The organism is Sphingomonas sp. (assembly GCF_035944535.1).
In the GTDB taxonomy this organism is placed as follows: Bacteria; Pseudomonadota; Alphaproteobacteria; order Sphingomonadales; family Sphingomonadaceae; genus Sphingomonas_B.
Window position 1 is genome coordinate 115,136 of record NZ_DASZBC010000010.1, and the last position, 25,510, is coordinate 140,645.

28 protein-coding genes are annotated in these 25,510 nt (G+C 65.3%); 12 read left to right on the forward strand and 16 right to left on the reverse strand.

The window, feature by feature from the left end; genetic code table 11:
• Nucleotides 1-16: 16 nt before the first annotated feature.
• The 6 genes from VGT77_RS10575 to VGT77_RS10600 all read right to left on the reverse strand — a co-directional run bounded on the left by VGT77_RS10575 (nt 17) and on the right by VGT77_RS10600 (nt 6,208).
• Complete coding sequence (locus tag VGT77_RS10575) at nt 17-613, reverse strand: phosphatase PAP2 family protein (protein ID WP_327462329.1); 597 nt, start codon at nt 611-613, stop codon at nt 17-19.
• Nucleotides 610-1,872, reverse strand: a complete 1,263-nt coding sequence (locus tag VGT77_RS10580) for an amidohydrolase family protein (protein WP_327462331.1) — start codon at nt 1,870-1,872, stop codon at nt 610-612. The genes VGT77_RS10575 and VGT77_RS10580 overlap by 4 nt, the downstream gene beginning before the upstream one ends.
• 116 nt (nt 1,873-1,988) lie before the next feature.
• Complete coding sequence (locus tag VGT77_RS10585) at nt 1,989-2,594, reverse strand: DUF4142 domain-containing protein (RefSeq protein ID WP_327462333.1); 606 nt, start codon at nt 2,592-2,594, stop codon at nt 1,989-1,991.
• 64 nt (nt 2,595-2,658) lie between these two features.
• Entirely contained in the window at nt 2,659-3,066 is a 408-nt protein-coding gene (locus VGT77_RS10590) for a cupin domain-containing protein (RefSeq protein WP_327462335.1), read from the reverse strand.
• Between the two features lie 151 nt (nt 3,067-3,217).
• On the reverse strand, nt 3,218-4,615 hold the full coding sequence (lpdA, locus tag VGT77_RS10595) for a dihydrolipoyl dehydrogenase (protein WP_327462337.1): 1,398 nt from the start codon (nt 4,613-4,615) through the stop codon (nt 3,218-3,220).
• Between the two features lie 279 nt (nt 4,616-4,894).
• The gene (locus VGT77_RS10600; RefSeq protein WP_327462339.1) at nt 4,895-6,208 is read right to left on the reverse strand and encodes a pyruvate dehydrogenase complex dihydrolipoamide acetyltransferase; all 1,314 of its coding nucleotides are present in this window, start codon (nt 6,206-6,208) and stop codon (nt 4,895-4,897) included.
• Nucleotides 6,209-6,326: 118 nt separating this feature from the next.
• On the opposite strand from VGT77_RS10600, the gene VGT77_RS10605 reads away from it, so the two are divergent.
• The gene (locus VGT77_RS10605; RefSeq protein ID WP_327462340.1) at nt 6,327-6,782 is read left to right on the forward strand and encodes a universal stress protein; all 456 of its coding nucleotides are present in this window, start codon (nt 6,327-6,329) and stop codon (nt 6,780-6,782) included.
• A gap of 71 nt (nt 6,783-6,853) precedes the next feature.
• Here the strand turns inward: VGT77_RS10605 and VGT77_RS10610 are convergent, their stop codons facing one another.
• The 5 genes from VGT77_RS10610 to VGT77_RS10630 form a co-directional block, all read right to left on the reverse strand.
• Entirely contained in the window at nt 6,854-7,348 is a 495-nt protein-coding gene (locus VGT77_RS10610) for a GAF domain-containing protein (RefSeq protein ID WP_327462342.1), read from the reverse strand.
• 112 nt (nt 7,349-7,460) lie between these two features.
• Nucleotides 7,461-7,874 (reverse strand): alternative ribosome rescue aminoacyl-tRNA hydrolase ArfB, encoded by a 414-nt coding sequence (arfB, locus tag VGT77_RS10615; RefSeq protein WP_327462344.1) that lies wholly within the window; start codon nt 7,872-7,874, stop codon nt 7,461-7,463.
• Nucleotides 7,861-8,511, reverse strand: coding sequence for an RNA pseudouridine synthase (locus VGT77_RS10620; RefSeq protein ID WP_327462346.1), 651 nt, complete (start codon nt 8,509-8,511; stop codon nt 7,861-7,863). The genes arfB and VGT77_RS10620 overlap by 14 nt, the downstream gene beginning before the upstream one ends.
• 149 nt (nt 8,512-8,660) lie before the next feature.
• Nucleotides 8,661-9,260 carry an NAD(P)H:quinone oxidoreductase gene (gene wrbA, locus VGT77_RS10625; RefSeq protein ID WP_327462348.1) on the reverse strand — a complete coding sequence of 200 codons (600 nt, stop codon included), beginning with the start codon at nt 9,258-9,260 and terminating at the stop codon, nt 8,661-8,663.
• 11 nt (nt 9,261-9,271) lie between these two features.
• Entirely contained in the window at nt 9,272-9,976 is a 705-nt protein-coding gene (locus VGT77_RS10630; protein WP_327462350.1) for a pirin family protein, read from the reverse strand.
• 91 nt (nt 9,977-10,067) lie between these two features.
• Here VGT77_RS10630 and VGT77_RS10635 point away from each other — a divergent pair, with 91 nt between their 5' ends.
• The 3 genes from VGT77_RS10635 (at nt 10,068) to VGT77_RS10645 (ending at nt 12,430) form a co-directional block, all read left to right on the forward strand.
• Nucleotides 10,068-10,958, forward strand: coding sequence for a LysR family transcriptional regulator (locus tag VGT77_RS10635; RefSeq protein WP_327462352.1), 891 nt, complete (start codon nt 10,068-10,070; stop codon nt 10,956-10,958).
• A gap of 4 nt (nt 10,959-10,962) precedes the next feature.
• Nucleotides 10,963-11,622, forward strand: a complete 660-nt coding sequence (locus VGT77_RS10640) for an NUDIX domain-containing protein (RefSeq protein WP_327462354.1) — start codon at nt 10,963-10,965, stop codon at nt 11,620-11,622.
• Between the two features lie 79 nt (nt 11,623-11,701).
• The gene (locus VGT77_RS10645) at nt 11,702-12,430 is read left to right on the forward strand and encodes an extensin family protein (protein ID WP_414713388.1); all 729 of its coding nucleotides are present in this window, start codon (nt 11,702-11,704) and stop codon (nt 12,428-12,430) included.
• A gap of 1 nt (nt 12,431) precedes the next feature.
• Here the strand turns inward: VGT77_RS10645 and putA are convergent, their stop codons facing one another.
• A complete protein-coding gene (gene putA, locus VGT77_RS10650) occupies nt 12,432-15,434 on the reverse strand; it encodes a bifunctional proline dehydrogenase/L-glutamate gamma-semialdehyde dehydrogenase PutA (RefSeq protein ID WP_327462358.1) in 3,003 nt (1,000 codons plus the stop codon).
• Nucleotides 15,435-15,517: 83 nt separating this feature from the next.
• Between putA and VGT77_RS10655 the strand changes: the two genes are divergently transcribed.
• Together VGT77_RS10655 and VGT77_RS10660 are read left to right on the forward strand one after the other, a co-directional pair.
• Nucleotides 15,518-15,976 (forward strand): MaoC family dehydratase, encoded by a 459-nt coding sequence (locus tag VGT77_RS10655; RefSeq protein WP_327462360.1) that lies wholly within the window; start codon nt 15,518-15,520, stop codon nt 15,974-15,976.
• A gap of 118 nt (nt 15,977-16,094) precedes the next feature.
• Entirely contained in the window at nt 16,095-16,814 is a 720-nt protein-coding gene (locus tag VGT77_RS10660; RefSeq protein ID WP_327462362.1) for a PEPxxWA-CTERM sorting domain-containing protein, read from the forward strand.
• 47 nt (nt 16,815-16,861) lie between these two features.
• Here VGT77_RS10660 and VGT77_RS10665 read toward each other — a convergent pair whose 3' ends face one another.
• The gene (locus VGT77_RS10665) at nt 16,862-17,692 is read right to left on the reverse strand and encodes a class I SAM-dependent methyltransferase (protein ID WP_327462364.1); all 831 of its coding nucleotides are present in this window, start codon (nt 17,690-17,692) and stop codon (nt 16,862-16,864) included.
• Between the two features lie 152 nt (nt 17,693-17,844).
• On the opposite strand from VGT77_RS10665, the gene VGT77_RS10670 reads away from it, so the two are divergent.
• The 3 genes from VGT77_RS10670 to VGT77_RS10680 all read left to right on the forward strand — a co-directional run bounded on the left by VGT77_RS10670 (nt 17,845) and on the right by VGT77_RS10680 (nt 20,323).
• Nucleotides 17,845-19,023: an acetyl-CoA C-acyltransferase gene (locus VGT77_RS10670; protein ID WP_327462366.1), complete on the forward strand. Its 1,179-nt coding sequence runs from the start codon at nt 17,845-17,847 to the stop codon at nt 19,021-19,023.
• A gap of 108 nt (nt 19,024-19,131) precedes the next feature.
• The gene (locus VGT77_RS10675; RefSeq protein WP_327462368.1) at nt 19,132-19,782 is read left to right on the forward strand and encodes a PEPxxWA-CTERM sorting domain-containing protein; all 651 of its coding nucleotides are present in this window, start codon (nt 19,132-19,134) and stop codon (nt 19,780-19,782) included.
• A gap of 58 nt (nt 19,783-19,840) precedes the next feature.
• On the forward strand, nt 19,841-20,323 hold the full coding sequence (locus tag VGT77_RS10680) for a pyridoxamine 5'-phosphate oxidase family protein (protein WP_327462370.1): 483 nt from the start codon (nt 19,841-19,843) through the stop codon (nt 20,321-20,323).
• Between the two features lie 4 nt (nt 20,324-20,327).
• Here the strand turns inward: VGT77_RS10680 and VGT77_RS10685 are convergent, their stop codons facing one another.
• Nucleotides 20,328-21,185 (reverse strand): fatty acid desaturase, encoded by an 858-nt coding sequence (locus VGT77_RS10685; RefSeq protein ID WP_327462372.1) that lies wholly within the window; start codon nt 21,183-21,185, stop codon nt 20,328-20,330.
• 141 nt (nt 21,186-21,326) lie between these two features.
• On the opposite strand from VGT77_RS10685, the gene VGT77_RS10690 reads away from it, so the two are divergent.
• Nucleotides 21,327-22,139: an SDR family NAD(P)-dependent oxidoreductase gene (locus VGT77_RS10690; protein ID WP_327462374.1), complete on the forward strand. Its 813-nt coding sequence runs from the start codon at nt 21,327-21,329 to the stop codon at nt 22,137-22,139.
• Here the strand turns inward: VGT77_RS10690 and VGT77_RS10695 are convergent.
• Both VGT77_RS10695 and VGT77_RS10700 read right to left on the reverse strand, forming a co-directional pair.
• A complete protein-coding gene (locus VGT77_RS10695; RefSeq protein ID WP_327462376.1) occupies nt 22,049-22,966 on the reverse strand; it encodes a DMT family transporter in 918 nt (305 codons plus the stop codon). The genes VGT77_RS10690 and VGT77_RS10695 overlap by 91 nt on opposite strands.
• Nucleotides 22,963-23,964, reverse strand: a complete 1,002-nt coding sequence (locus VGT77_RS10700; protein WP_327462378.1) for a threonine aldolase family protein — start codon at nt 23,962-23,964, stop codon at nt 22,963-22,965. The genes VGT77_RS10695 and VGT77_RS10700 overlap by 4 nt, the downstream gene beginning before the upstream one ends.
• A gap of 208 nt (nt 23,965-24,172) precedes the next feature.
• On the opposite strand from VGT77_RS10700, the gene VGT77_RS10705 reads away from it, so the two are divergent.
• Nucleotides 24,173-24,781, forward strand: a complete 609-nt coding sequence (locus VGT77_RS10705) for a PEPxxWA-CTERM sorting domain-containing protein (protein ID WP_327462380.1) — start codon at nt 24,173-24,175, stop codon at nt 24,779-24,781.
• Between the two features lie 109 nt (nt 24,782-24,890).
• Nucleotides 24,891-25,493 (forward strand): PEPxxWA-CTERM sorting domain-containing protein, encoded by a 603-nt coding sequence (locus VGT77_RS10710; RefSeq protein WP_327462382.1) that lies wholly within the window; start codon nt 24,891-24,893, stop codon nt 25,491-25,493.
• Nucleotides 25,494-25,510: the final 17 nt, after the last annotated feature.

Here is a 25,510-nt window from a genome sequence, read left to right on the forward strand (position 1 = left end):
AAGGCCGGAGCCGTGATCAGCGCTCCGGCCTTCGCCGGAGCACATTGGCGTCCACCAGCCAAGCCCCAACCAGCGCGAACGCCACGCCCTCCATCCAGCCGCCGATCACGTCGCTTGGCCAATGCACACCCAACACGACGCGGGAAGTGCCAATCAGCAGCAACAGGGGCACCCCGACCCAGGCCGTGTGACGGTGCAGGATCAGCGCCAACAGCAGGTAGAAGCACGCATTCTGCGCCGAGTGGCCGCTAGGGTAGCTCAGGTCGTTCACCAGATCGAGATGCTCGAAAAGATCGGGTCGGCTCCGCGCAAAAAGAAGCTTCAGGAGCGCGTTGGTGGAGATCTGCACCGCGACCACAGCCACGAGCACCACGGCCGCACGCCCACGGCCGTTCATCCACAAGGCGATGGCTGCAAGCACGGCGAGCGCGCCGACGACGCGGCTCTGCCCGAACTGCGAAAGAGACAGCCAGAAGCCACTCCGATCGCGGCCGGCGGAGGCGATTTGCGACAGCCAGGGATCGATGGCCGGATGACCGCCGAGTTTCAGCCAAAACCCAAGGATGAAAACCCCTGCGAACAGCAGGGCGGCGGCGATCAGGCGGGTGTTCACCGGCCTCCCTTCACCACCTCGCCGCCCTTGATCACGGTGGTGACGTTTTCCAGCAGCCGGACATTCTGAGTCGGGTCGCCATCGACGGCGATGATGTCGCCGAACCGGCCCGCGGCGATCGCGCCCACGTCACGCTCGCGGCCCAGCGCCTGCGCGGCGTTTCGGGTGGCGGCCTGGATCGCCTCCATTGGCGTCATTCCATATTCGACCATGGTCTTGAACTGACCCCCGGCGGTCCCGTGCGGCATCACGCCCGCGTCCGACCCGAACACCATCTTCACGCCGGCGCGGTGCGCCTTGCGGAAATTGTCGCGCTGGATTTGGGCGACTTCGCGGTCCTTGCGCAGATTGTCCTCGAGCACGCCATTCTTCTTGCCCTCCGACTGGGTATAGTCGGTGTTGAAGATGTCCATCGAGAACCAGACCGGCTCCTTGCGCTGAGCGGCCAGGCGGATGCCCTCGTCATCGACCAGGCTGACATGCTCGATCGTGTCGATGCCGGCGCGGATCGCGGCCTTGATGCCGGCGGCGCCATGGGCATGGGCGGCAACGCGCAGACCCCATTGGTGCGCCTCCTCGGCAATCGCGCGCAGCTCGCCTTCTGACAATTGTTGCTGGCCCGGCTCGGTGTTGCGCGAGAAGACGCCGCCCGTCGCGCAGACCTTGATGACCTCGGCGCCATATTTGCGCTGCTCGCGGACGCGCTGGCGAAGTTCTTCGGGGCTGTCGCCGACTGCCTTGCCCTTGGCCGCGAAGGAGGGCGGCAGATAGGTTTGGTCGCAATGGCCGCCGGTTGCGCCGAGCGCGTGCGCGGCGGGCACGATGCGTGGCCCCTTGATCAGCCCTTCGTCAATCGCCTGCTTGTAGCCGACATCGGAATAGTTGTCGGAGCCGACATTGCGCACCGTCGTAAAGCCGGCGTCGAGCATGTCGCGCGCATTCTGTACGCCCTGCGCTGTCCAGAAGCTGTCGGTGAACTGCAGTCCGGTATAGCCGCCAAAGCGCGGATTGCTGTCGAGGTGCACGTGCATGTCGATCAGCCCCGGCAGGATCGTCTTGCCAGGCAGCGCGACGACCTTGGCGCCAGCAGGCGCAGTGCCGGTCGAGACGGACGTGATCCGCCCATCCGTGATGGTCACGACCGGATTCGGGACCACGCGCCCGGCGAGCACGTCGACCATGCGGTCGGCGGTGACGATGACGGTTTCGGGGGTGGCGGGAGTGGAAAGGGCCAGGGCAGCCAGCAGCAAATTGCGCATAAAACTCCGTTCGGGCTGAGCTTGTCGAAGCCCTCCCTTCCTTCTTCCTCCGAGCAAGTCAAAAAAGAAAGGGAGGGCTTCGACGGGCTCAGCCCGAACGGGTTCTTAGCCCGGCGCTAGTTCGTCGCCATCGCCCTGGCTTCGTCGAGATGCTTGGAGACGACGGTGCTGGTCTTGGACGCGAACGCCTTCAGCGAAGCATTGTCGCCCGACTGGGCATAGCCCTGGTGCAGCTTCAGCGCGGTCTCATGCGCCGGCACCTGCTGGGTCAGGTAGAGCGTGTCGAACTGCTCGCCCTTCACATTTTTCAGCGCGTCGATTTTCGACTGCATGTCGGGCGCCAGCGTGGGAGGCGACAGGGTGATATTCTCCTTCGACGCGATCGACTTCAGCTCGGCCGTCGACTTGGTGTGATCGGCCACCAGCATCGCGGCAAAGTTCTTCACTTCGGCGCTCTTGGCCTGCGTGGCGGCAAGACGGGAACTCTCGATCTCGAACAGGTCGCTGGCGGCGGCCATGGCGGCGAACTCGCTGGCGGTAGCCGGCGCCGCCGTCATCATCGTGTCGTTGGTGCCGACCTCGGTGACGGTGTTGGCGTCGACTTCGTTCGCGGTCACCGCATTGGCGTCGCTCGCCTGGCTTTCATTGCGATCGGCGGAACCGCAGGCTGCCAAGGCAAAGCTGATCGCGGCGACGGCTCCGAAAGTGACGGTCTTTTGCATTGGGGCTCTCCTCCGAAAGCGCCGAACGCGGACGGAAGGGCGGCGTTCCCACACCTAATCTGGGTTATTCGGTTGTCTTGCCGTCGAAGTGATCTTCTTCTTCATTCTTCTCGGCGATCGCCTTGGTCTTGTGGATCGTCTTGTCCTTGTGCTCGGGCGGCCCATAGATGGTGTACATCTTCAGCGGCTCCTTGCCGGTGTTGATGACATTGTGCTTGGCGCCGGCGGGCACGATCACGCCGAAATCGTCCTCGACCTTGTTCTTCTTGCCGTCGATCATAACGACGCCTTCGCCCTGCTCGAAGCGGAAGAACTGGTCGCGGTCCGGGTGCGTCTCCTCGCCGATCTCCTCGCCCGGCTTCAGCGTCATCAGCACCAGCTGCAGATGCTCGCCGGTATAGAGCACCTTGCGAAAATTGTTGTTCTTGAGCGTCTCCGCCGCAACGTCTTTCCTGAAACCCTTTTTGGCCATTCCGCCCTCCGATGTCGGTTCGGTTTGGTAACGAGGCTCACCGGACAGGGTTCCCCTTCTTCGTCATCCCAAACTTGGTTCGGGATAAGCCGTCCGGCTGCTGAGAGGCCGGAAAGCTTATCCTGAAACAAGTTCAGGATTACGGAAGAATTCAGATATGCAGCGGCCGTCCGTAGGCGGCGAGGACGCTTTCATGCATCATTTCGCTGAGCGTCGGGTGCGGAAGAACGGTTTCCATCAGCTCCGCTTCCGTCGTTTCCAGCTGCCGCGCGACGACATAGCCCTGGATCAGCTCGGTCACTTCCGCGCCCACCATGTGCGCGCCGAGCAGCTCGCCTGTGTCGGCATCGAACACAGTCTTCACGAACCCTTCGGCCTCGCCGAGCGCGATCGCCTTGCCGTTGCCGATGAACGGGAATTTGCCGACCTTGACCTTGCGGCCGAGCTCTTTGGCGCGCGCCTCGGTGTAGCCGACCGACGCCACCTGCGGCCGCGAATAGGTGCAGCCGGGGATGTTGGACACGTCCATCGGGTGGGGTTTGCCGCCGGCAATCGCCTCGACGGCGATAACGCCTTCGTGGCTCGCCTTGTGCGCAAGCCACGGGGCGCCGGTCACGTCGCCGATCGCCCAGACGCCCGGCACCTTGGTGCGGCCGTACGGATCGGTGACGATCTGCCCGCCCTTGGATTTATCGACGCCCAGCTCTTCCAGCCCGATATTCTCGGTATTCGGGACGATGCCGATGGCGACGATGGCGTGGCTATACTCCTCGGTGGTCACCTTGCCGTCCGGCGCCTTGATCTCGGCGGTAACGCCTTTCGGGCTCGCTTTCATAGCCTGCACGCCGGTCGAGGTGCGGATGTCCATGCCCTGCTTCTTTAGCGCCTTAGTCATGAAGTCGCTGATCTCGGCGTCCTCGACCGGCAGGATGCGATCGAGCATCTCGACGATCGTCACCTTGGCGCCCATGTCAGAGTAGAAGCTCGCAAACTCGACGCCGATCGCGCCGGAGCCGATCACGAGCAATTTCTCGGGCATGGCCGGCGGCACCATCGCGTGGCGATAGGTCCAGATGCGGTCGCCGTCAGCCTTGGCAAAAGGTAGCTCACGGGCGCGCGCGCCGGTGGCGACGATGATGTTCCTGGCTTCGAGCTGGACCTTGCCCTGCCCGCCCTCGACCTCCAGCTGATTCGGCGCGGCGAGGCGGCCATTGCCCTCCACCACCGTCACCTTGTTCTTCTTCATCAACCCCTTGACGCCGTTGTTGAGCTGCGCCGCGACCTTGCGCGACCGCTCCGTCACCTTGGCGAGATCGAAGCCGGGCTTTTCGACGCTGAGGCCGTAGGCGTCCGCATGAGTGATGTAGTGGTAGATTTCCGATGACCGCAGCAACGCCTTGGTCGGAATGCATCCCCAGTTGAGGCAGATGCCGCCCAGCCGCTCGCGCTCCACGATGGCGGTCTTGAGGCCAAGCTGCGCCGCCCGGATCGCGGCGACATAGCCGCCGGGGCCGGAGCCCAAGATGACGAGGTCGTATTGGTCAGCCATCTAGCCACTCCCAAGCCGCAACTCGCTGAGCTGCGGCGTATTGCTGGTCTTTCGCTCGCACGTCAGCGTCGTCGAGCAAATGAGAAACTCTGGCCGGAAGCTCAATCTTCACCTTCGGCCCGCGATCCCGCCAAGTCATCGCCGAAAGGGCAAGCCACCGTGTGGACAACGAGACCGGATCGCGACCATTCTCTTCTGCGGCAAGTAAAGCCTTGAAGTGCCGCACCCACCAATCGCTCAGGTCACGACCACTCCAGCCAGATCGGAGTGGACGCCTCACTAAGCCACCATCCCCAGCGGGCTTTCGACCAATGCCTTGAACGCCTGCATCAGGCGGGCGCCGTCGGCGCCGTCGATGGCGCGGTGGTCGAAGCTGCCGGTTGCGCTCATCACCGTCGCGACGCTGAGCGCATCGTCGACGATGTACGGCCGCTTCTCGCCGGCGCCGATCGCCATGATCATGCCCTGGGGCGGGTTGATGACCGCGTCGAACTGCTTGATGCCGAACATGCCCATGTTGGAGATGGACGCGGTGCCGCCCTGATATTCGTGCGGCTGCAGCTTGCCTTCCTTAGCGCGTGCGGCGAGCTCGTGCATCTCGGTCGAGATGGCGGCGATCCCCTTTGCGTCCGCGCCCGTGACGATCGGCGTGATCAATCCGCCGGGGATCGACACGGCGACGGCGATGTCGGCGCGGCTATACTTGATCAGCTCGTTGGGCGTGAAGCTGACGTTGCACTCCGGCACCTGGCGCAGCGAGACGGCCAGCGCCTTGATCAGCATGTCGTTGACCGAGAGCTTCACGCCCCGCCCGGTCAGCGCGCTGTTCAGCTCGGCGCGTAGCTTGAGGAGTGCGTCGAGACGGACATCGACCGTCAGATAAATATGCGGAATGGTCGACTTGGCCTCGGTCAGCCGCCGCGCGATCGTCTTGCGCATGTTGCTGAGCTTGACCGCCTCGTGCGGGATGTCGGTGGCGAAGGGCTGGACCGGAGCCGATGGAGCTGCGGGCGCAGCCGGCTGAGCCGCGGCCACCGGCGCTGTATCCGACCAAGGGGCAGGCGCGGCGCCCGGCTGAGCAGTGTCGAGGTCGGCCTTCACGATCCGCCCGCCGGGACCGGAGCCCTTGATCGTGCTGAGGTCGATCCCCTTCGCCTCAGCCAGGCGCTTCGCCAGCGGCGAGGCTTTGACCCGGTCGCCTGCCGCGGGGACCGGAGCAGCGCTCACCTTTTCTTCGGGCTGCGTCGGCGTCACGCCATAGCCCTTGGCGGCAGGATCGGGCGTCGGTGCCGGGGCGGGCGCCGGAGCGGCTTCGGCCTTGGGGGCGGGTGCTGACGAAGACGCATCTTCCCCCTCGCCCGCGATTAGCGCGATGACAGTGCCGACCTTCACGCCATCCGTGCCCTCGGGCACCAGAACCTTGGCGATCGTGCCTTCGTCGACCGCCTCGAACTCCATTGTCGCCTTGTCGGTTTCGATCTCGGCGAGGATGTCTCCGGAGCGGACAGTGTCGCCTTCCTTGACCAGCCATTTGGCGAGCGTGCCTTCCTCCATCGTCGGCGACAGGGCCGGCATCTTGAGCTCGATCGGCATGGGGGCTCCCTTAGGCTTTCCGTTACGGCTCCCCTTCGACGAAGGCATGGTGGCGGTCAAGATATTGCGCTTGGGTCGCGGTTGCCGCACCTAGCGGCAAGAACAGGGGCTCCAAGACATGCGCACATATCTCGCGGTGGTGGACGAAACGCCCGAAGCGGAAATCGCCCTGCGCTTCGCCGCGCGCCGCGCCGCCAAGACCGGCGGCACAGTCCTCGTCCTCGCACTGATCGAACCCGCCGAATTCGTCGCCTGGGGCGGCGTGCAGGCGACGATGGAGGAAGAGGCCCGGCTGCGTGCCGAAGGGCTGGTCGCGAGCGTCTCCGGAGCCTTGTTCGAGGAAGCCGGGGTTCGCCCCTCGATCATGGTGCGCCAGGGCGAGCCGGTCGACGTGGTCCGCGACGTGCTGTCGGAAAATGACGGCATCGCGGCATTGGTCTTGGGTGCCGCGGCAAGCGGGGCGCCGGGGCCGCTCGTAACCTATTTTGCCGGCGCCGATGCCGGCAAGCTTCCCTGCCCGGTGATGATTATCCCCGGCAGCCTGACGCGGGATGCGGTGGACCGGCTGAGCTAAGAATAAGTTCCGTTCGTATCGAGCGAAGTCGAGATACGTGGCTTCTCGACTGCGCTCGAAGCGAACGGAATCTAAGTGCTGCTGTCCGCAATCCGAGGCGCGAGCAGCTTGACGAACATCTCGCAGCCGGCCGCATCGCCGGCATCGAACCGACCAGGCGTCGGCGAATCGAGGTCGAGCACGCCGATCAGCTGCCCCTGGCTGACGATCGGGACGACGAGTTCGGATGCGGAGGCGGCGTCGCAGGCGATGTGGCCGGGAAAGGCATGGACGTCGGCGACCAATTGCGTCTCGCGGGTCGCGGCGGCCGTCCCGCATACGCCCTTGCCGATCGCGATCCGGATGCAGGCGGTCTTGCCCTGGAACGGCCCCAGCACCAGCTCGTCGCCGATCAGCCGGTAGAAGCCCGCCCAGTTCAGGTCGGGCAAATATTCGAACAGCAGGGCGGCGGCGTTCGCCATGTTGGCGATCGCATCCGGCTCGTCCGCGGTCAGCGCGTCGAGCGCGGCGAGCAGGTCGTTGTAAAGCTCGGTCTTGGAGCTGTTCGAAACGTCAAACTTGTACACTTAAACACCGGTTCGGCCTGAGCTTGTCGAAGGCCTCCCTTTCTGGACACCGGACCTAAGAAGAAGGGAGGGCTTCGACAAGCTCAGCCCGAACCGCATTGAGAGTTCGGCTTTACTCGATCCGCACCTTGCCCCTCGCGGCCTTCACCACGCCCCGCCCCTTCTTCTCATCCACCCGCTTGGCCTTGGCCGCCTTGCTCGGCTTGGTCGCCTTGCGCTTGACCGGCCGCAGATGCGCCTTGCCGACCAATTCGGCCAGCCGGTCCCGCGCGTCCTGCCGGTTCGCCTCCTGGGTGCGGTGGCCACGGGCAGTGACGATGATCTCGCCATCATTGGTCCAGCGGCTGCCCGCCAGCGACTTCAGCCTCGCATAGACTTCCGGGTGCAGGCCAAGGGCGAATACGTCGAGGCGCAGCTGCACCGCCGTTGCCACCTTGTTGACGTTCTGCCCTCCGGGGCCGGTCGCGGCGAGGAACTTCTCCTCCAGCGCTTCTTCCGGCAGGGGCGGCCATTCAGCCTTCGGCATTGGTCCAGCGCCCGAAGCGATCAGGAAGCGGCGCGGTGACGTCGATCGCGGGCTTGTTATGCCGCGGCACCACGATGCGGCTCGCATGGAGCAGCATCGCGACGCGTCCGTCGCCATAGGTCGGGTCGCCGACGATCGGCATGCCGAGGCCACTCGCTGCGTGGACGCGCAGCTGATGGGTGCGCCCGGTCTTCGGCTCGAAGCGGACGAGCGCCCGGCCGTCTCTGACGTCGAGCTTGGTCCAGTGCGTGACCGCCGGCTTGCCCTTCTTGGCCGGGATCATTCGCCAGCCGCCAGAAGCGCTGCTGATCTTCGACAAAGCGAGCTCGATCACGCCATCATCCGCTGCCGGCACGCCCTCGATCACGGCGAGATAGGTCTTCTGCACCGCGCCCTCTCCGAAGGCCGCGGAGAAGCGGCGATGCGCGCCATGGTTACGGGCGAGGAGGAGGCAGCCGCTGGTGTCGCGGTCGAGCCGGTGCACGATGCCAGGCGGCCGGGCAAAGCCGAACCGGAGATCGTCCACCAGGTCGGCCAGGGCGGTGGTGCCGTCCTTCGGCCGGTCGACGGGCAGCCCGGCGGGCTTGTCGATGACAAGCGCTTCGGCGTCTTCGAACAGGATGGCGATGTCGGACACGGGCTCGCTCTAGGCGCTCCATCCCCAACCGTCATCCCGAACTTGTTTCGGGATAAGGCATCCACGCGCGTGATGGTCCAGGTGAGCCCTCGAACATCACGCTGCTCTACCCTTGTGCCGAAACAAGTTCGGCATGACGACTCTGCGCCTTACCCGAACAACTTCGCCGCCGTCCGCGCCACCCGCGCGCCCAGATAGCGGGCCCCGGCCAGGTCGATCTCGCCCGGCTGGCGCTGACCGCTGCTGCCGGCGACGGTGGTCGCACCATAGGGCGCGCCGCCGACAACCTCCTCGCCGTTCATCTGACCCTGAAAGCCATAGTCCAAACCGACGATGGTCAGGCCGAAATGAAGCAGGTTGGTGATGATGGAGAAGAGCGTCGTCTCCTGTCCGCCATGCTGACTTCCCGTCGAGGTAAAGGCGGCGCCGACCTTGCCGTTCATCTTGCCTGAGGCCCACAGCCCGCCAGCCCGATCGAAAAAAGCCGCCATCTGGCTCGACATGCGTCCGAAGCGGGTGCCGGTGCCGACCACGACTGCATCATAGTCCGCCAGCGACTCGACACTTTCGATTTCCGGATGCACCGGCGTCTGGAAGTGCGCCTTGGCGGCGACTTCGGGCGACACCGTCTCCGGCACGTGACGGATCGCGACCTCGGCGCCCGCATCGCGCGCGCCCTCGGCGATCGCCTCGGCCATGGTTCCGATATGGCCGTACGAAGAATAATAGAGGACCAGTACCTTGGGCATTTGCTTGCTCCTTATTCGCTATCCACCATCACCAGTTCGGCGTCTTCCCGAGCGGTAATGCGCAGGGTGCTCCCGCCGGTGGTCGCGCCGCCATCGCGGGCATTCAGTTCGACGCCGTCGATATCCACCCGGCCGGTCGCAGGGACCAGATAGGCGTGCCGCCCCTCGCCCAGCGCATAGTCGAGGCTCTCGCCCGCCTTGAGCGTGGCGCCGAGCACCCGAGCATCGGCGCGGATGGGCAGAGCGCCGGCTTCGATCTCGTCGGCGAAACCGCTCGCCAGGGTCACGAACCGCCCAGAGCGGTCGCCCTTGGGGAAGGGTTTAGCGCCCCAGCTGGGCTGCCCGCCAAGCCGCTTGGGCTCGATCCAGATCTGGAAGATCCGGGTCGTCTCCGCCTCCAGATTATATTCGGCGTGGCGGACGCCGGTGCCGGCGCTCATCACCTGGACGTCGCCCGCCTCGGTGCGGCCGGTATTGCCCATCGAATCCTGGTGCGTGATCGCACCGGAGCGGACATAGGTGATGATCTCCATGTCGCGGTGCGGATGCGGTGGAAAGCCGCTATTGGCGGCGATTTCGTCGTCGTTCCACACCCGCAGGCTGCCCCAGCCCATCCGCTTGGGATCATGATAGCTGGCGAAGGAAAAATGATGCCGGGCGTTGAGCCAGCCATGATCGGCATGCCCGAGGCTTTCGAATGAACGTTTGTCGACCATCTTCGGTCTCCTTGGAAGGACTTGCTTGCCGCCTAGATAGCGCGCAGGATCAGCACGAAAATAGAAACGTCGGAAACTCATCGTTTCAGCTATGCGACTACCTGACTTCGAAGCCTGGGCCATTTTCGCGACCGTGGTCGAGCAGCGCTCCTTCAGTGGGGCCGCCCGTTCGCTCGGCCTGTCCAAGGCGACCGTGTCCAAGGCGATCACCCGACTCGAGGCGCATCTTGGCGCCACGCTCTTTCACCGCACGTCACGAACCTTGTCGCTCACCGAAACAGGACGCGCGCTCGCGCCCCGCGCCCACCGCATCCTGACCGAAGCCGTCTGCGCGGAAGAGGAGGCGAGCGATGCCGCTAGCGCGCCAAAGGGGCTAGTAAAGCTTGCGGCGCCGATGACCTTCGGCCTGCAGCGCGTGGCGCCCGCCATCGCCGAGTTTCTCGCTCTTTACCCGGACATCCAGGTGGATCTGTGTCTCGACGACAAACGCATCGACCTTGTCGAACAAGGCATCGATGTGGCGCTGCGCATTGCCCAGCTGCCGGACAGTTCGCTGCGCGCCCGGCGGCTCTGCCCGATCTCGATGCATGTGGTGGCGAGCAGCGCCTATCTGGAGCAACACGGTCGGCCCAGACACCCGGCCGAACTCGCGGAACATCGCTGCATCTGGTACGCCAATAACGAGACCTGGCGCTTCCAAGGGCCCGGCGGCGAGGAAGTCGCCGTGCGCCCGAGCGGTCCGCTCCGTTCCAGCAGCGGCGAAGCGATGCTGCCGGCGCTCCGGGCGGGGCTCGGCATCTCCGCGCTGCCCGACTTCATCGTCGATCCCGACCTGCAGGAAGGCACGCTGGAAGCGGTGCTCGCTGAATGGCAAGCGCCGCCGATCGCACTCCACCTGGTTACTCCGCCCAATCCGCTCCGCCCGGCGCGCGTCGAAGCGTTGATCGGGTTCCTTGTCGCCCGATTCTCGGTCAGAGGCTGATCGCATGACCGTCCCCGAAGCGATTCCAGCCGCGACCCTGATCCTGTTCCGCGAGCGCGAAGGCGGCCCGCCCCAGCTGCTTATCACGCAACGGGCGGCGGGCATGGCCTTCGCGGGCGGCGCGCTCGTCTTTCCCGGCGGCCGCATCGACCCGGAAGACCGGGTGCGCGCTGCCCAGCATCCTCACCTTCCACTCGACGATGCCGCCGCCCGCATCGCGGCGATTCGCGAAACGGTCGAGGAAGTGGGCTTCGACTTCGGCCTTTCGGTGCACGACCTCACCCCTTTCGCGCGCTGGCTGCCCAAGCATCGCCAAGCCCGCAACTTCGACACGCTCTTTTATCTTGCCCGCGTGCCCGCCGATGCGCCGGAGCCGGAGGCGGATGGGGGCGAGACGGTGCGCGCCTTCTGGGCGACGGCGGCGGACGTCCTCGCCATGTGCGATCGCGGCGAGGCAGAGATCATCTTTCCTACTCGCCGCAATCTTGAGCGGCTGGCGCTGTTCGGCAGCTTCGATGAAGCGGTGGAGCATGCATTGGCGCATCCGATCGTGCCGATAACGCCCTATCCGGAGGAGCGCGGGGACGGACCCTGGCTCTGCATTCCCGAAGGTCTCGGCTATCCGGTGACGGCGGAGAAATGGACGAGCGTGACTCGGGGGTGATCTGCTTCTCTGAGCTCCGGCGAAGGCCGGAGCGCTGCGACACAAGGCTCCGGCCTTCGCCGGAGCACACAGAATGAAGATGCGCGTAGCAAGGAAGCTCTGGCGCCTGACGATCATTGCTTTCGTCCTGGTCGCTCTGATCTGCGCCTGGCTCGTCTGGACGCGGGGCCGGCCGCAGGACTCGCCGTTCACCCCGCTTGACCTCACTCAGCCAGTCGGCATGTTCACTGGCCGCAAGCTGGCCAGCCTTGGTGACAGCACGGCCGAGTGCCACACGCTGCTGTTCAGGGCCGGCATTCGTTACGAGGCGCTGCCGCCCGCAGGCTCCGACCAGTGCGCCTATGACAATGCCGTTCGGTTCCGCCCGGGCGGCGCGCTACGCATCTCCTATCCCGGCCGACTCGACCTTGCCTGTCCTGTCGCGGCAGCGCTGGCCGTGTGGGAAGGACAGGTGGTGCAGCCGGCGGCGGAGCGGCACCTTCACTCCCGCGTCACCCGCGTTGACCATTTCGGCAGCTATAGCTGCCGGCGTATGTATGGCCGCTCGACGGGTGACTGGAGCGAGCATGCCCGGGCGAACGCAATCGACGTCGCCGGCTTCCGCTTGACCGACGGACGCAGGGTGAGCGTCGTCGGCGACTGGAACGACGGATCGCCCGCCGAGCAGGCCTTTCTGCGCGAGGTGCGCGACGGCGCCTGCAAGCTTTTCGCCACCGTGCTCAGCCCCGATTACAACGCCGCGCACCGCGACCACCTCCACCTCGACCAGGCGGCACGCGGCGAAATGGGCTGGCGCGCCTGCCGCTAGGCTAGAAGCCGATATCGTCCAGGCTCAGCAGGGTCGCATTGCCGCCCGAGCTGGTCGTGTCCGTGCTGGTCACACGCTCGGCGCAGAAGCGCGGCAGGTAGTGCGGTCCGCCGGCCTTGGGTCCCGTGCCGCTGAACCCCTCGCCACCGAACGGCTGCGACCCGACGATCGCTCCGATCATCGACCGGTTGACGTAAAGATTGCCGACCCGCGCCAGCGCCTCCACGGTCTCGGCCGAGCGCGCGATGCGGCTGTGCAGGCCCATGGTGAGGCCGAAGCCCTTCGCGTTCACCTGCTCGATCGTCCGCTCGAGCTCGCCCGCCTTCCAGGTCGCGACGTGCAGCAACGGCCCGAACCATTCGCGGTCGAGATCGTCCATGCTCCGCAGGCGAATGGCGGTCGGCGGCACGAAATTGCCCTGCGAAGGCACATCGACGGTGTGGATCCAGTTGTTCCGCGTCTTCTCACGGTGACCCATCAGATGTTCATAGGCGGTGCCGTCGATCACCGGCCCGACATCGGTCGCCGGATCCGCGGGGTCGCCGACGATCAGCGTGTCCATCGCGCCGCTCAGCATTTCCAGAGTCGGCTCGGCGATCTCCTCCTGCAGCAGCAACAGCCGCAGCGCCGAACAACGCTGCCCCGCCGAGCGGAAGGAGGAGGTGACGACATCGGCCACGACCTGCTCGGCCAGCGCGGTTGAGTCGACGATCATCGCGTTGACGCCGCCGGTCTCCGCGATCAGCGGCACCAGCGGACGTTTCTCATCCTCCAGCAGCGCGCGGGCGATCTTGCGCGCCGTATTGGTCGAGCCGGTGAAGGCGACGCCCGCAATGCGCGGATCGGCAACGATGGCGGCACCGATCTCCGGGCCGCCAGGCGCCAGGATCAGCACATCGGCGGGAATGCCTGCCTGGCGCGCGAGCTCGACCGCGCGCGTGGCGATGCGGGGCGTCTGCGGCGCCGGCTTTGCCACAACCGCATTGCCGGCGACGAGCGCGGCAGCCGTCTGGCCGAGGAAAATGGCGAGCGGGAAATTCCATGGCGCAATCGTCGCCCAGACGCCGCGCCCCTCGTGGCGCAGTACATTGCGCTCGCCGGTCGGTCCGGGGAGTTCCACCGGCACCAGCTTCTCGCGCGCCTGGGCGGCGTAGTAGCGGCAGAAATCGACCGCCTCCCGCACTTCGGCGAGCGCATCGGGGATGGTCTTGCGCGCCTCGTGCACGCAGATCGCCATCAGCTCCGTGCGGTGCGTCTCGAGCAGGTCGGCCAGCCGGTCGAGGCAGGCGGCGCGCTCGTGCACGGGGCGTGCGGACCAGGCGGGGAAGGCTGCTTGAGCTTTCGCCACCATCTCATCCGGTGTGCTCCGGCGAAGGCCGGAGCCCTGTTTCGCAACGCTCCGGCCTTCGCCGGAGCACTGAGAAATCTCCCTCGCAACCCCCTCCAACACGTCCCGATCCTGCAGGTCCATACCTTCGCTGTTCGGCCGCTCGGGCGCGAACAGGTCGCGGGGGAGCGGGATGCTCGGGTGGCGTGCGCCGCCGACCTTGGCGATCTTCTCGACCGGGTCGGCGAGCAGTTCCCCGTCAGTCAGCCGCTCATCGGCGAGCTGGTGGACGAAACTAGAGTTCGCGCCATTCTCGAGCAGGCGTCGCACCAGATAGGCGAGCAGGTCGCGGTGGCCGCCGACCGGTGCGTAGATGCGGCACTTGTAGCCTTCTTCCCGCACCAGCCGCTCGTAGAGCCCCTCGCCCATGCCATGCAGCCGCTGGAACTCGAAGTCGCGCGACGTGCCGGCCCAGGCGACGAGGGTGGCGACGGTCAGCGCATTATGGCTCGCAAAGGCGGGCGCGATGCCCTTCGCATCGAGCATGTCGCGCGCGCAGGCGAGATAGGAGACATCGGTCGCCGCCTTGCGGGTGAACAGCGGATAGTCACTCAGGCCCGCTTCCTGGGTCCGCTTGATCTCGCTGTCCCAATAAGCGCCCTTGACCAAGCGAACGTTCATCCGCCGCCCGGTCTCCTGCCCCAGCCCATCGGCCCAGCCGATGACCGCACGGCAGCGCTTCCCATAGGCCTGGACCGCCATGCCATAGCCGTCCCAGCCCTTCAGCCGCGGCAGCCGCGCGACGGCGGAGATGATGTCCAGGCTCATCTCCAGCCGCTCCGACTCCTCTGCATCAACGGTGAGCGCGATGCCCTTGTCGGCCGCGCGGACGCACAATGCCTCCAGCATTTCGGTAAGCGCCGGCACGCAGCGATCCCATTGCGGCACTTCGTAGCGCGGGTGGAGGGCGGAGAGCTTGACGGAAATGGAATGCCCTGCAGCCGGGTCCGATCCGACCGCGTCGATCGCACCCATATAGGCGTCGAAATAGCGTTGCCCGTCCGGGAAGGTTCTTGCCGCCTCGCCGAGCATGTCGAAGCTGGCGGTAAAGCCGCGATTCTCCGGCCGCTGCATGCGCCGCATCGCTTCGTCGATGGTGCGGCCCATCACGAAGACCTCGCCCATCATCCGCATCGCCGCGCCGACCGCCTGGCGGACGAACGGCTCGCCGGCGCGGCTGATCAGCCGCCGCAGCACCCCGCCCTGCCCCCCTTCGCTGACCAGCGCCTTGCCGACGATCAGCCCCCAAGTCGCGGTGTTGACCAGCTTGGACGAGGATTGCCCGGCATGCGCCTTCCAGTCGGCATCGCCGAACTTGTCGGCGATCAGCTGGTCGGCGGTCTCCGGATCGGGCACGCGCAGGAACGCCTCGGCCAGTGACAGCAAAGCCACGCCTTCCGACGAGTTCAGCCGGTATTGCTGAAGGAACTGGTTGACCCAGCCGCTCGACTGCGCCGCCCGCAGATCGGCAAGCAGACCGTTCGCGACCTGCTCCGCCGCTTCCCGCTCCGCCGGCGTCAGCCGCGCGCGCTCCAGCAACGGCTTGAGCACCTCGGGCTCGGGCGCCCTGTGAAGGCTCTTCAGCTGCGGTGCAAAAGATGACGTTGCGGAATCCATCGGTCCTGGCCTCGCCCTTGTCGGGCGCTGAGTTTCGGGAGATGACGCGCCTCTAGCGCCATCAAGGGGAAAGAAGAAAGCCCATGCCCACGGTCAGCGTCGAGGAACTGAAAGCCAAGGTCGGCCAGCCTATCGGAACCTCGGAATGGGTGACGGTCAGCCAGGAAATGATCGACAAATTCGCGGATGCGACCGGCGACCATCAGTTCATCCATGTCGATCCGGAGCGGGCCAAACAGACGCCGTTCGGCACCACCATCGCCCACGGGTTCCTGTCGCTGTCGCTGATGCCGCTGCTGACGTCAAAGGCCGATTTGCCGCGCCTCGACGGCATCAAGATGGGCGTGAATTATGGCGGCAACAAAACCCGCTTTCTCGCACCCGTCCGCTCGGGCAAGCGCGTCCGCGGCCATTTCAAGCTGCTCCAACTGGACGAAAAGCGCCCCGGCCAATGGCAGCAGACAGTCGAATATACGCTCGAGATCGAAGGCGAGGACAAGCCGGCGCTGATGGCCGAATGGGTCAGCCAATTCTTCGTCTAAGTGACTGTCCCTGAACGGGACATCTCTCAAAAGCGGCGAATTCGTCCAAGCGGCGATGTCCGAATTCTTGTATGAAGAATCCGCGACCGGCAGAGTCGGCGCGGGTACAAGGGGTGATATGATGAAGACCAGCATGCTTGCGTTGCTTGCAGCGTCCGCTCTCGCCATGCCGGCTCAGGCTGCGGTGATTGGCGACTTCCGGCTTGATGGCAGCGCGGCGAACCAGGCAGGCGGCCCGCTGACGCTGACCACCGATGGCAGCCTCGGCGCCACCGGCATCACGTTCGACGCCAATGAAGGAACGCTGATCAGCGGCTTCAGCGGCCAAAGCGACTATTCGCTCGAACTGCGCTTCAGCTTGGACTCCCTTTCCGGCTATCGCAAAATCGCGAACATCCCGGGCGTGGGCAGCGACACTGGTCTCTACAATCTGAACAGCGCGCTGAACTTCTATCCGATCGGCTCGTCGGGACCGGTCTTCACGGCCGGCCAGCTCGCGACCGTGGTGGTGACCCGCAACGCCGCCGGCGATTTCACCGGATATGTGAACGGTACCGCTGTGCTGTCGTTCAACAATGCCGGTGCGACGACCTTGCCGAACGCGCTGTGGCTGCTGCGCGATGACACTGCCACCGGCGGGGGCGAGTCGTCGAGCGGCTTCGTCGACTATATTCGCGTGTACGACACGGCGCTTACCGCTCAACAGGTGGCGGGCCTCACGCCTCCGGGACCCGTCAACGCGGTGCCCGAACCGGCGACCTGGGCGATGATGATCGGCGGCTTCGCGCTTGCCGGCTCAGCCGCACGCCGCCGGCGTCCGGCTTCCGCAATCGCCTGATCCAACGACTTCGACAGGGGGAAAGGGGAGCGTTCGCGCTCCCCTTTTTATCGGACCGCTCGTTTGCGGAGCCACATGCTGCCGGCGTCCTTGACCGCAGCTTGCGGAAACGCACCAACCGCTTCGTCGATCAGCTCCGGATGGCGGCGCACCACATAGTGGCCGGGGAAGACAATCTCGAACGCGCCGAATAGCCAGCCGACCAGCGCGTTCTGCTCAGACCAGTGGCGGTCGCGCCAATCCGACGGATAATCGAACGGCAAAAAAATGTCGTGAACATGGACGATCACGCCCGGCTGCAGGCGCGGGAAGATGCGGTTGAACTCGATGTCCACGTCCATCCCCGGCAGCATGATGTGGCTGCTGTCGATGAAGAGGATGTCGTTGGCCTCCAGCTGCGCACAGGTCTCGACATCGTCGTCCGTCAAAACCCGGCGCACGAACTCGACCGGCAGATGTTCGATCGACCGGCGAGGCGCGGGATCGATGCAAGTAATGCGCGTCGAGGGCGCCGCCGCGCGTGCCATAAACCGGGTCGTGTCGCCCGATCCGATCTCGACGATCCGCTTGGGCTGGAACTTGCGCACGGCCGTGTACAGCGCAGCGCAGTCGAGCGGCGGGAACATCCGGCCATTCCAGTCTGGGTCGTCGGCGGATGACCCAAGCTGCTGATAGTTGGGGATGTCACGGTTCATCTCGGCGAGGAATTCGCGAAACGGCGCCGCCTCACAAAGCTGCTCGACCGCTTCATAGGGTCGTTCGACCGGGCGGATGCTGTCGACATAATCATACTGGACGAAGAAACCGCCGCCCCGATCGAAAAGATGCCGCAACGCGGCCCGGATCGCGCTCAGCTTCTTGCGGACGGCCGTTTCCATGCGCACCCCGTCATGACTTGGTGCCCCCGCCATAATGAAGGGGAAGGGCGGCGACCAGTCCGCTCGCGCGCATTCACCCTTTCCGTAGCGTGCTTGGCTCGGCTCTCCGGCTGCCGTAGAGCAGCGCGCAAATCACAGCAGAGGTGAGCATCATGCGCGACGCCGTCATCGTTTCCACTGCCCGCACGCCTATCGGCCGCGCCTATCGCGGCGCCTTCAACAATCTGCCGAGCCAGAGCCTTTCCGCCCATGCGATCCGCGCCGCCGTCGAGCGCGCGAAGATCGACCCGGCCGAAGTGCAGGACGTGGTGTGGGGCGCCGCGCTTCAGCAGGGTCACCAGGCCGGCAACATCGCCCGCCAGGCCCTGCTCCGCGCCGGGCTGCCGACGAGTGTCAGCGGCATGTCGCTGGATCGCCAGTGCGCCTCCGGCCTGATGGCGATCGCCACCGCGGCGAAGGAGATCGTCGTCGACAATATGGATGTCGCGATCGGCGGCGGCGTCGAGAGCATTTCGCTCGTGCAGACTCCGCAGATGCGCGTCGCCCCCGACCCAGAGCTGATCGCGATGCATCAGGACATCTACATGCCGATGCTCCAGACCGCCGAGGTCGTGGCGAAGCGCTACAATGTCAGCCGCGACGCGCAGGACGAGTATGCGCTCCAGTCGCAGCAGCGCACCGCCGCCGCTCAGGCCGCCGGCAAGTTCGACGACGAGATCATCGCCGTGACCGCGAACATGGGCGTGCAGAACAAGGAGACCAAGGAAGTCTCTTATAAGGAAGTGACCCTCACCAAGGATGAGGGCAACCGGCCCGAGACCACGCTCGAGGGGCTGAAGTCGCTGGTGCCGGTGCTCGGCCCCGACCTCAACATCACCGCCGGCAACGCGTCGCAGCTGTCCGACGGCGCCTCGGCGTCCGTGCTGATGGAAGCGAAGCTTGCCGAGCAGCGCGGGCTGCAGCCACTCGGCCGCTATGTCGGTATGGCGGTCGCCGGCACCGAGCCCGACGAAATGGGTATCGGACCCGTCTTCGCCATTCCCAAGCTGCTCAGCCGCCACGGCCTCAAGATGGACGATATCGGCCTGTGGGAGCTAAATGAGGCTTTCGCCGTGCAGGTCCTTTATTGCCGCGACAAGCTTGGCATCCCCAACGAGCTGCTGAACGTCAATGGCGGCGCGATCTCGATCGGCCATCCCTACGGCATGTCGGGCGCCCGCATGACCGGGCACGCCCTGATCGAAGGCAAGCGCCGCGGCGCGAAATATGTCGTCGTCACCATGTGCGTCGGCGGCGGCATGGGCGCGGCGGGACTGTTCGAAGTCTTCTAAGCCCGTGCCAAAACGGGAATGTCCGTTTTTGCCTGATTGGGAAAGAGCGGTGTCCTGATACCTTATTCAGGCGCGGCTGGGTGAGTCGCGCCTGAACGGGGGTTGCTAATGAAGAGGTTTCTCGCCGCGACCGCGGCACTGGGCGTCCTTGCGGCGCCGGCATCCGCCAATCTGCTGACCAATGGCAGCTTCGAAACGCCACAGATTACCGGGGCCCCGTGGTTTATCCGCAGCTTCGCCAGCACTCCAGGCTGGACGCAATTCGCCGATGGCGTGGACCTGATCCACAACAACTACACGCAAGGCCCGGCGGTTCTCGTCGACGCGTCCGACGGTGTGCAGTTCCTGGACATGAACCAGGCGGGCGCGATCGGCGGCCTGTTCCAGGTGGTCGGCGTTACTGCCGGCCAAATGTATAACCTTTCGCTCGACACCACGGCTTGGGCGACAAACTCCCGAGGCGGCACGATCGGCTATGACCTGTTCGATCCGAACAGCAATGTGGTGCTGGCGACCGACAGCTTCACCGATCCGACCGGTGGCACCTGGGTGCGCCGCACGCTCAGCGCGACGGCGGCCTCCAACCAGATCGGCGTTCGCATCTACGGCATCGCCGCGGCGCAGGCCGGCATGGGCCTCGACAATGTCGTGCTGACCGCTGCCGTGCCCGAACCCGCAAGCTGGGCGCTGATGATCCTCGGCTTCGGTTTCGCCGGCGGCAGCCTGCGCATCCGGCGGCCGGGCGTCGTCTTCAGCTGATCGGAACATGGTTGCACCCTCGGCGGTTTGTTCGCGCGAACCGCCGAGGAGCAACGACATGGCCAGTGAAGCCGAAATCACCGCGAAATTCTGGAAGTCGCTCAAGTCCGACATGACCGTCATGCTGGGCGTGGAGGGCGTCAACCATGACAAGACTCAGCCAATGACTGCGCAGCTGCAGGACGGCTCGCACTATATCTGGTTTTTCACAACCAAAGATAACGGCTTGGTCGAGGCGATGCGCCAGAACGATCGCGCGGTCGCGACCTTTGCATCCAAGGGCCACGACCTGTTCGCGACCATCGACGGGCGGCTGGAGCTCGACAATGACCGCGAGACCATCGACCGGCTCTGGAACCCCTTTGCCGCGGCTTGGTATGAAGGCGGCAAGGACGATCCCAATCTCCAGCTGATCCGGCTTGATCCGGTCTCGGCGCAGATCTGGCTGAACGAGAACAGCATGTTCGCCGGCATCAAGTCGCTACTGGGGAAGGATCCCAAGAAGGACTATCAGGACAAGGTCGCCGAGGTCGCGCTCTAACGCTTTAGCCGATCTCGACACCGCGTTCGCTCAGCACCGGCGCCAGCTGGCGATAGAGCTTGCCGTACCGGTAGAAGGGTACGCGGGGCCAGAGATGATGCACCAGGTGCAGGCTGTGGCCCATGGATACCAGAGCCAGAAGGCGGCCATTGCGGATGGTCGCCGTCCTGTAGCGATCTCCGCTCGTGAATGGCCGGTGCGGCAGCCAGCTGAGGAAAATGCCCATCAGCAGCCGGCCCATTGTCGCGGGCACCACGTATAGCGCGAAAACCGCGGCGCCTTGGCCGGCGAAGATGAGGCTCCAGACGCCCAAGCACGTCAGCGTGTGCGCAATCTGGTGCTGCCGCCACTCGGCTGCACTCATGACTTTCCAGCCGTCGAGATAGCCAAGGTTCGGGACTTTTTTGCCATAGATCAGGCCCCAAATGGGCACGGGGATCAGGTTGGTGCCCACCGAGAGGGCAGCTAGGGCGAAAAGCCGCGGCAGCGATCCCTGAACGAAAGCATCTGGATCCTCGGGGGCGTTGGTGTGGGTATGGTGGGCGAGGTGGGTGCGCAGCAGCAGCGGCCAGCTCATGCCGGTCGAGAGCGCGGACCACCAGCCGATCAGCCGGTTCACCGGATCGAAGCGGCGCGACCGGACGATGTTGCGGTGAATGGCTTCATGAGCGGGCGTGTAAGAGAGATAGGCACAAAGACCGAGCGGCAGCGTCAGCCACCAGGGCGACAGGTTGCCGGCAATCCCAAGGGCGAGCAGGCCAGCCTGAACGAGCAACAGCAATGCCGCGAAGGTGAGCGTCGGCCACGCAACCCTGGGCGACAGGGCCCGTGCCGCTTCACTTTCGACGGCATTCGACAGCATGCGGTCCCCGCGCCCCCTTTTTGGAGAGAGTTAGGCGCTGCTGGTTAACAAAGCCTTTCGTCCGGTCCGTTCCGGACGAAAAGGCAGGCATATTCAAGAAGCTTGCTCGACAATGGATTAAAGCTTGGCAAGAGCCGGAACATGATCCGGCTCCTGATCTTCGGCCCCGGCTATACCGGGTCGCGTATCGCCGATGCAGTCGAGGACCGGCATGGGTCCGTGATACGGATCGGTCGGTCTAGGTTAGACGCAGCAGACGCCGAGATCGCCACCGCGACACATATAGTGTCGAGCGTCCCGCCCGATGGCGGAAGCGATCCGGTGCTGCTTCGCTACGCCTCCGCTTTGGCGAACACCGGCAAGTGGCTAGGCTATCTTTCCTCAACCGGCGTCTATGGCGACACGGGCGGGGCCTGGGTGGATGAAAGCGCGCCCGTCGGCGGCGGCAGGCGCGGTGCGCGCGCCGAAACCGACCGGGCCTGGCTGGCGCTCGGCGCGCGTGTGTTCCGCCTGCCCGGCATCTATGGCCCCGGCCGATCCCCGCTCGATCGCATCGCGGATGGCAGGGCCTATCGGGTGGACGCGCCAGGGCAGATGTTCAGCCGCATCCATGTCGAGGACATTGTGAGCGGCGTCCTGGCGGCCTTCGATGCTCCGCCGGGCGCGTACAACCTTGCCGATGACCTCCCCGCGCCGCAGGATGAAGTGATTGCCTATGCAGCCGCGCTGGCCGGCGCGCCGCTGCCGCCTCTGCTGCGACCGGATCAGCTGTCCGCCCCCGCCCGGGCCTTCTACGATGAGAGCCGCCGCGTCGCCAACGGCAAGGCCAAGCGCGTGCTCGGCTGGCAACCGCGCTTCCCCACCTACCGCGAAGGGCTTCGCGCCCTGAGCGCCAGCACAAGCCCGGCAAGCGTCAGCGCACCGCCCAGCGCGGCCGTGACCGACCAGCGATAGCCTTCGAACACTGTAGACAGAGCCATGGCGATGATCGGCACCAGCACGCTCGAATAAGCGGCACGGGCAGCACCGATTTCTCGGATGATCCGGTAGTATAGCAGGAAGGCGAAGGCAGACGCCGCCAGGCCGAGATAGATCAGGCCGGCGATATAGCCGATCCTGGTGTCGAAGGTCGGCGGGCCGGCCATGATCCACGCAAGCCCGCCGTTGATGAGGGCGCCGATAGCCATGCTCCATGCCAGCAGCGTCGGGATCGGGATGCTCCGCGCCCGCTCCAGTGCCTGAACCACGTTCGCGATCGAAGCGCACAGCACGGCGACGAGCGTCAGGCCAATGCCCGCGAACACAGCCCGATTGTCGGCGCCGTCCAGTTTCACTTCATGCGCGAAAAGCAGGCCGATGCCGAACATCGCCACCAGCGAGCCGATCAGGAACGGGCGGGAAAGGCCTTGCCCCAAGAAGATGCGGGCAAGGATCGCGTTCGGCACCAGCAGCAGCGCGAAAATCACTGCCACGAGGCCAGAGGTGATATAGGCCTCAGCGCGATAGACCAGGTTGAAGTTCAGCACGAACTGCGGGATGCCGACCAGCAGCAACACGCCCCAGCTGGAACGCGGTACCGCAAGGCTGGCGCCGGTCGCCAGCGCATAGGTGAACATTCCGGCGCTGGCGATCAGGAAGCGGTAGGTGACCGACCATCCCGCGGGCACCACCCCGAGCTGGTCCCGGATCACCAGCCAGGTCGAGCCCCATATCAGCGTGACAAGGATGAACGGGACGAGGACATGCGCTCGCACCCGGGGTGGCAGCGGCGGCTCGGTCACAGTCCGGCGATCGCGTCTGCCAGCGGCCGGATCGCAGCTTCGTCCTGGTCCCAGCTGACGACCAGCCGCGCCTCGCCTGGCCCCCAATCATAAAAGTCGAAGCCGAGTGAGCGCAGCTTCGCCGCCTCTTCCGGCGTCACGCGGAGAAAGACTTCGTTCGCTTCGACGGGATAGACGAGCCGGTCTCCGGCGGCCTGCGCGAGGAGCGCCGCGCCGCGGTTGGCGGCCCGGGCGTTGTCCAGCCACTGGCTGCCTTCGAGCATCGCGAGCAACTGCGCGGCAAGGTAACGGCCCTTGGAGAGAAGATGCCCCGCGCGCTTGCGCCGGTAGAGCGTGGCTGCCGCCAAATCGGTTCTGAAGAACACCAGCGCTTCCGCCGACAAACCGCCATTTTTTACGAAGCCGAAGCTCAGCGCATCGACGCCCGCGCGCCAGGTCAGGTCGGCGGGACTGCAGCCGAGATGCGCGACCGCATTGGCGAAACGGGCTCCATCCATGTGAAAGCCGAGGCTGCGGCGCCTGGCGACATCGCCGAGCGCCCCAACTTCCTCCGGTGTATAGACAAGACCGTATTCGGTAGCGTTGGTGATCGATAGCGCCCGCGGCTGAACCTGGTGGACATCGTCGCGGATTGCGCCTGCGACCTGCTCCACCGCCTCCGGCGTCAGCTTGGCGCCCGGTCCGTCGGCGGTCAGCAGCTTCGCGCCATGGGTGAAGAACTCGGGCGCGCCGCACTCATCCACATTGATGTGCGCCTCGCGATGGCAAATCACGCCGCCATGCGGCGGGCACAAGGCGGCGAGCGCCAGGCTGTTGGCTGCCGTTCCCGTCGCGATCCAAAGCGCGCGCACCTCGGTCTCGAACAGACCGGAGAAAGCGGCGTCCAAGCGCGCCGAAAAACCGTCGCCGTCATAGGCGGTATCCAGGCAGTTGGCGGCACTCAGCGCCGTCAGCACCGCGGGATGCGCGGCGGCCGCGTTGTCGGAGAAGAAGCGCATGCCGCGCCTTGGCCATCTTGCCCCTCCCGGTCAACGTTCGGCGCAGGCAAACTGCCGATGCTGCAGTGCGGCGAAACGCTCCAAAAAAAAGTTAACCAGAAGTGAACCGGAATGCTCGGGCCGTGTTCTAGCGCCTGAGCGCATACCCCTAAGAGGGCGTGGGCTTCGGTTGAAGAGCGGGGGTCGCAACCGCACAGGGAGCCTGGTTATGAAAAAATGGGTATTGGCCGCAGCAGCGGCAGTTGGTCTGGCAGGTTCGGCGAATGCTGCAGTGATCACGCTGCAAAGCATCACCAACAATGGTCTGAACGATAACACCTTCCGCTATCAGGGCACGCTTGGCCCGGATGAAGGTCTCCGTAGCGGCGACCGGCTCGTGATCTACGATTTCAACGGCTATATCGCCAACTCGATCTTCTCGCCGTCGCCAAACGTCGTTGCAACGACTGAACTGACGTCGAGCGATCCGGTGACCCCGGGTTTCACCGATGATCCCAATGTCGTGAACCTGGTCTTCACCTATGTCGGCCCGGACTTCCGCAACGAGAATGGCCCGTTCGCGCCGCTCGACTTCAACGGCCTGGGCGCGCGCTCGACCTTCCGCTTCGTCGTTGCCGATGCGTTCTTCACGCAGACGACCAAGAACAATCCGAACGGGCTGCCGGGCGGCTCCAACACGCCGGTGTTCACGCTCGGCAACGTGTCGGTCCCGAACGCCATTCCGGAACCGGCGACCTGGGCGATGATGCTGGGCGGCTTCGGCCTGCTCGGCGCGGCGACCCGTCGCCGGGCCCGCGTTGCACAGGTCACTGCCTGAACCTAGCCGGAGTTCCCTTCAAGCTCCGGCACAATCAGGACTCATGAGTAACCCGGCCGGCGCGGACATCTTGTCCGTGCCGGTTGGGCTCGCAAGGGAAACATAAGTAATGAAAAAAATAGCTTTGGCCGCGCTGGCGGCATTCGGAATGGTGGGGTCCGCGAATGCTGCGGTGCTGACGCTGCAGAGCATCTCGGGCGGCCCTGGCAACTTCACCTTCAGCTATCAGGCAACGCTGGGTCCGGACGAAGGTGTGCGCAGCGGCGACCGCTTCGTGATCTTCGACTTCGCAGGCTATATCAACGGCTCGATCTTCTCGGGCAGCCCCGATCTGGTCGCGAGCGTCCAGAACACGACCACGGGCACGCTGGTGACGCCGGGCTTCAACGACGATCCGAACATCGCCAATCTGGTGTTCACCTATACCGGCCCCAGCTTCCGCACGACGACCGGGCCGCTGCCGCCGTTCAACTTCCCGCTGATCGGCGCCCGTTCGGTGTTCGGCGATACCGCGGTGGACGCGTTCTTCACGCTCACGACCAAGAACAATCCGGCAGCCGAGCGGAACCAGCCGATCTTCACGCTGGGCCAGGTCTCCGTCCCAGTCGCGGCGATTCCCGAGCCGGCGACCTGGGCGATGATGGTCGGTGGCTTCGGGCTCGCCGGCATGGCGTCGCGCCGCCGGTCGCGGATGGCGCGGGTCACAGCATAAAAGAAAAGACGGGAGTA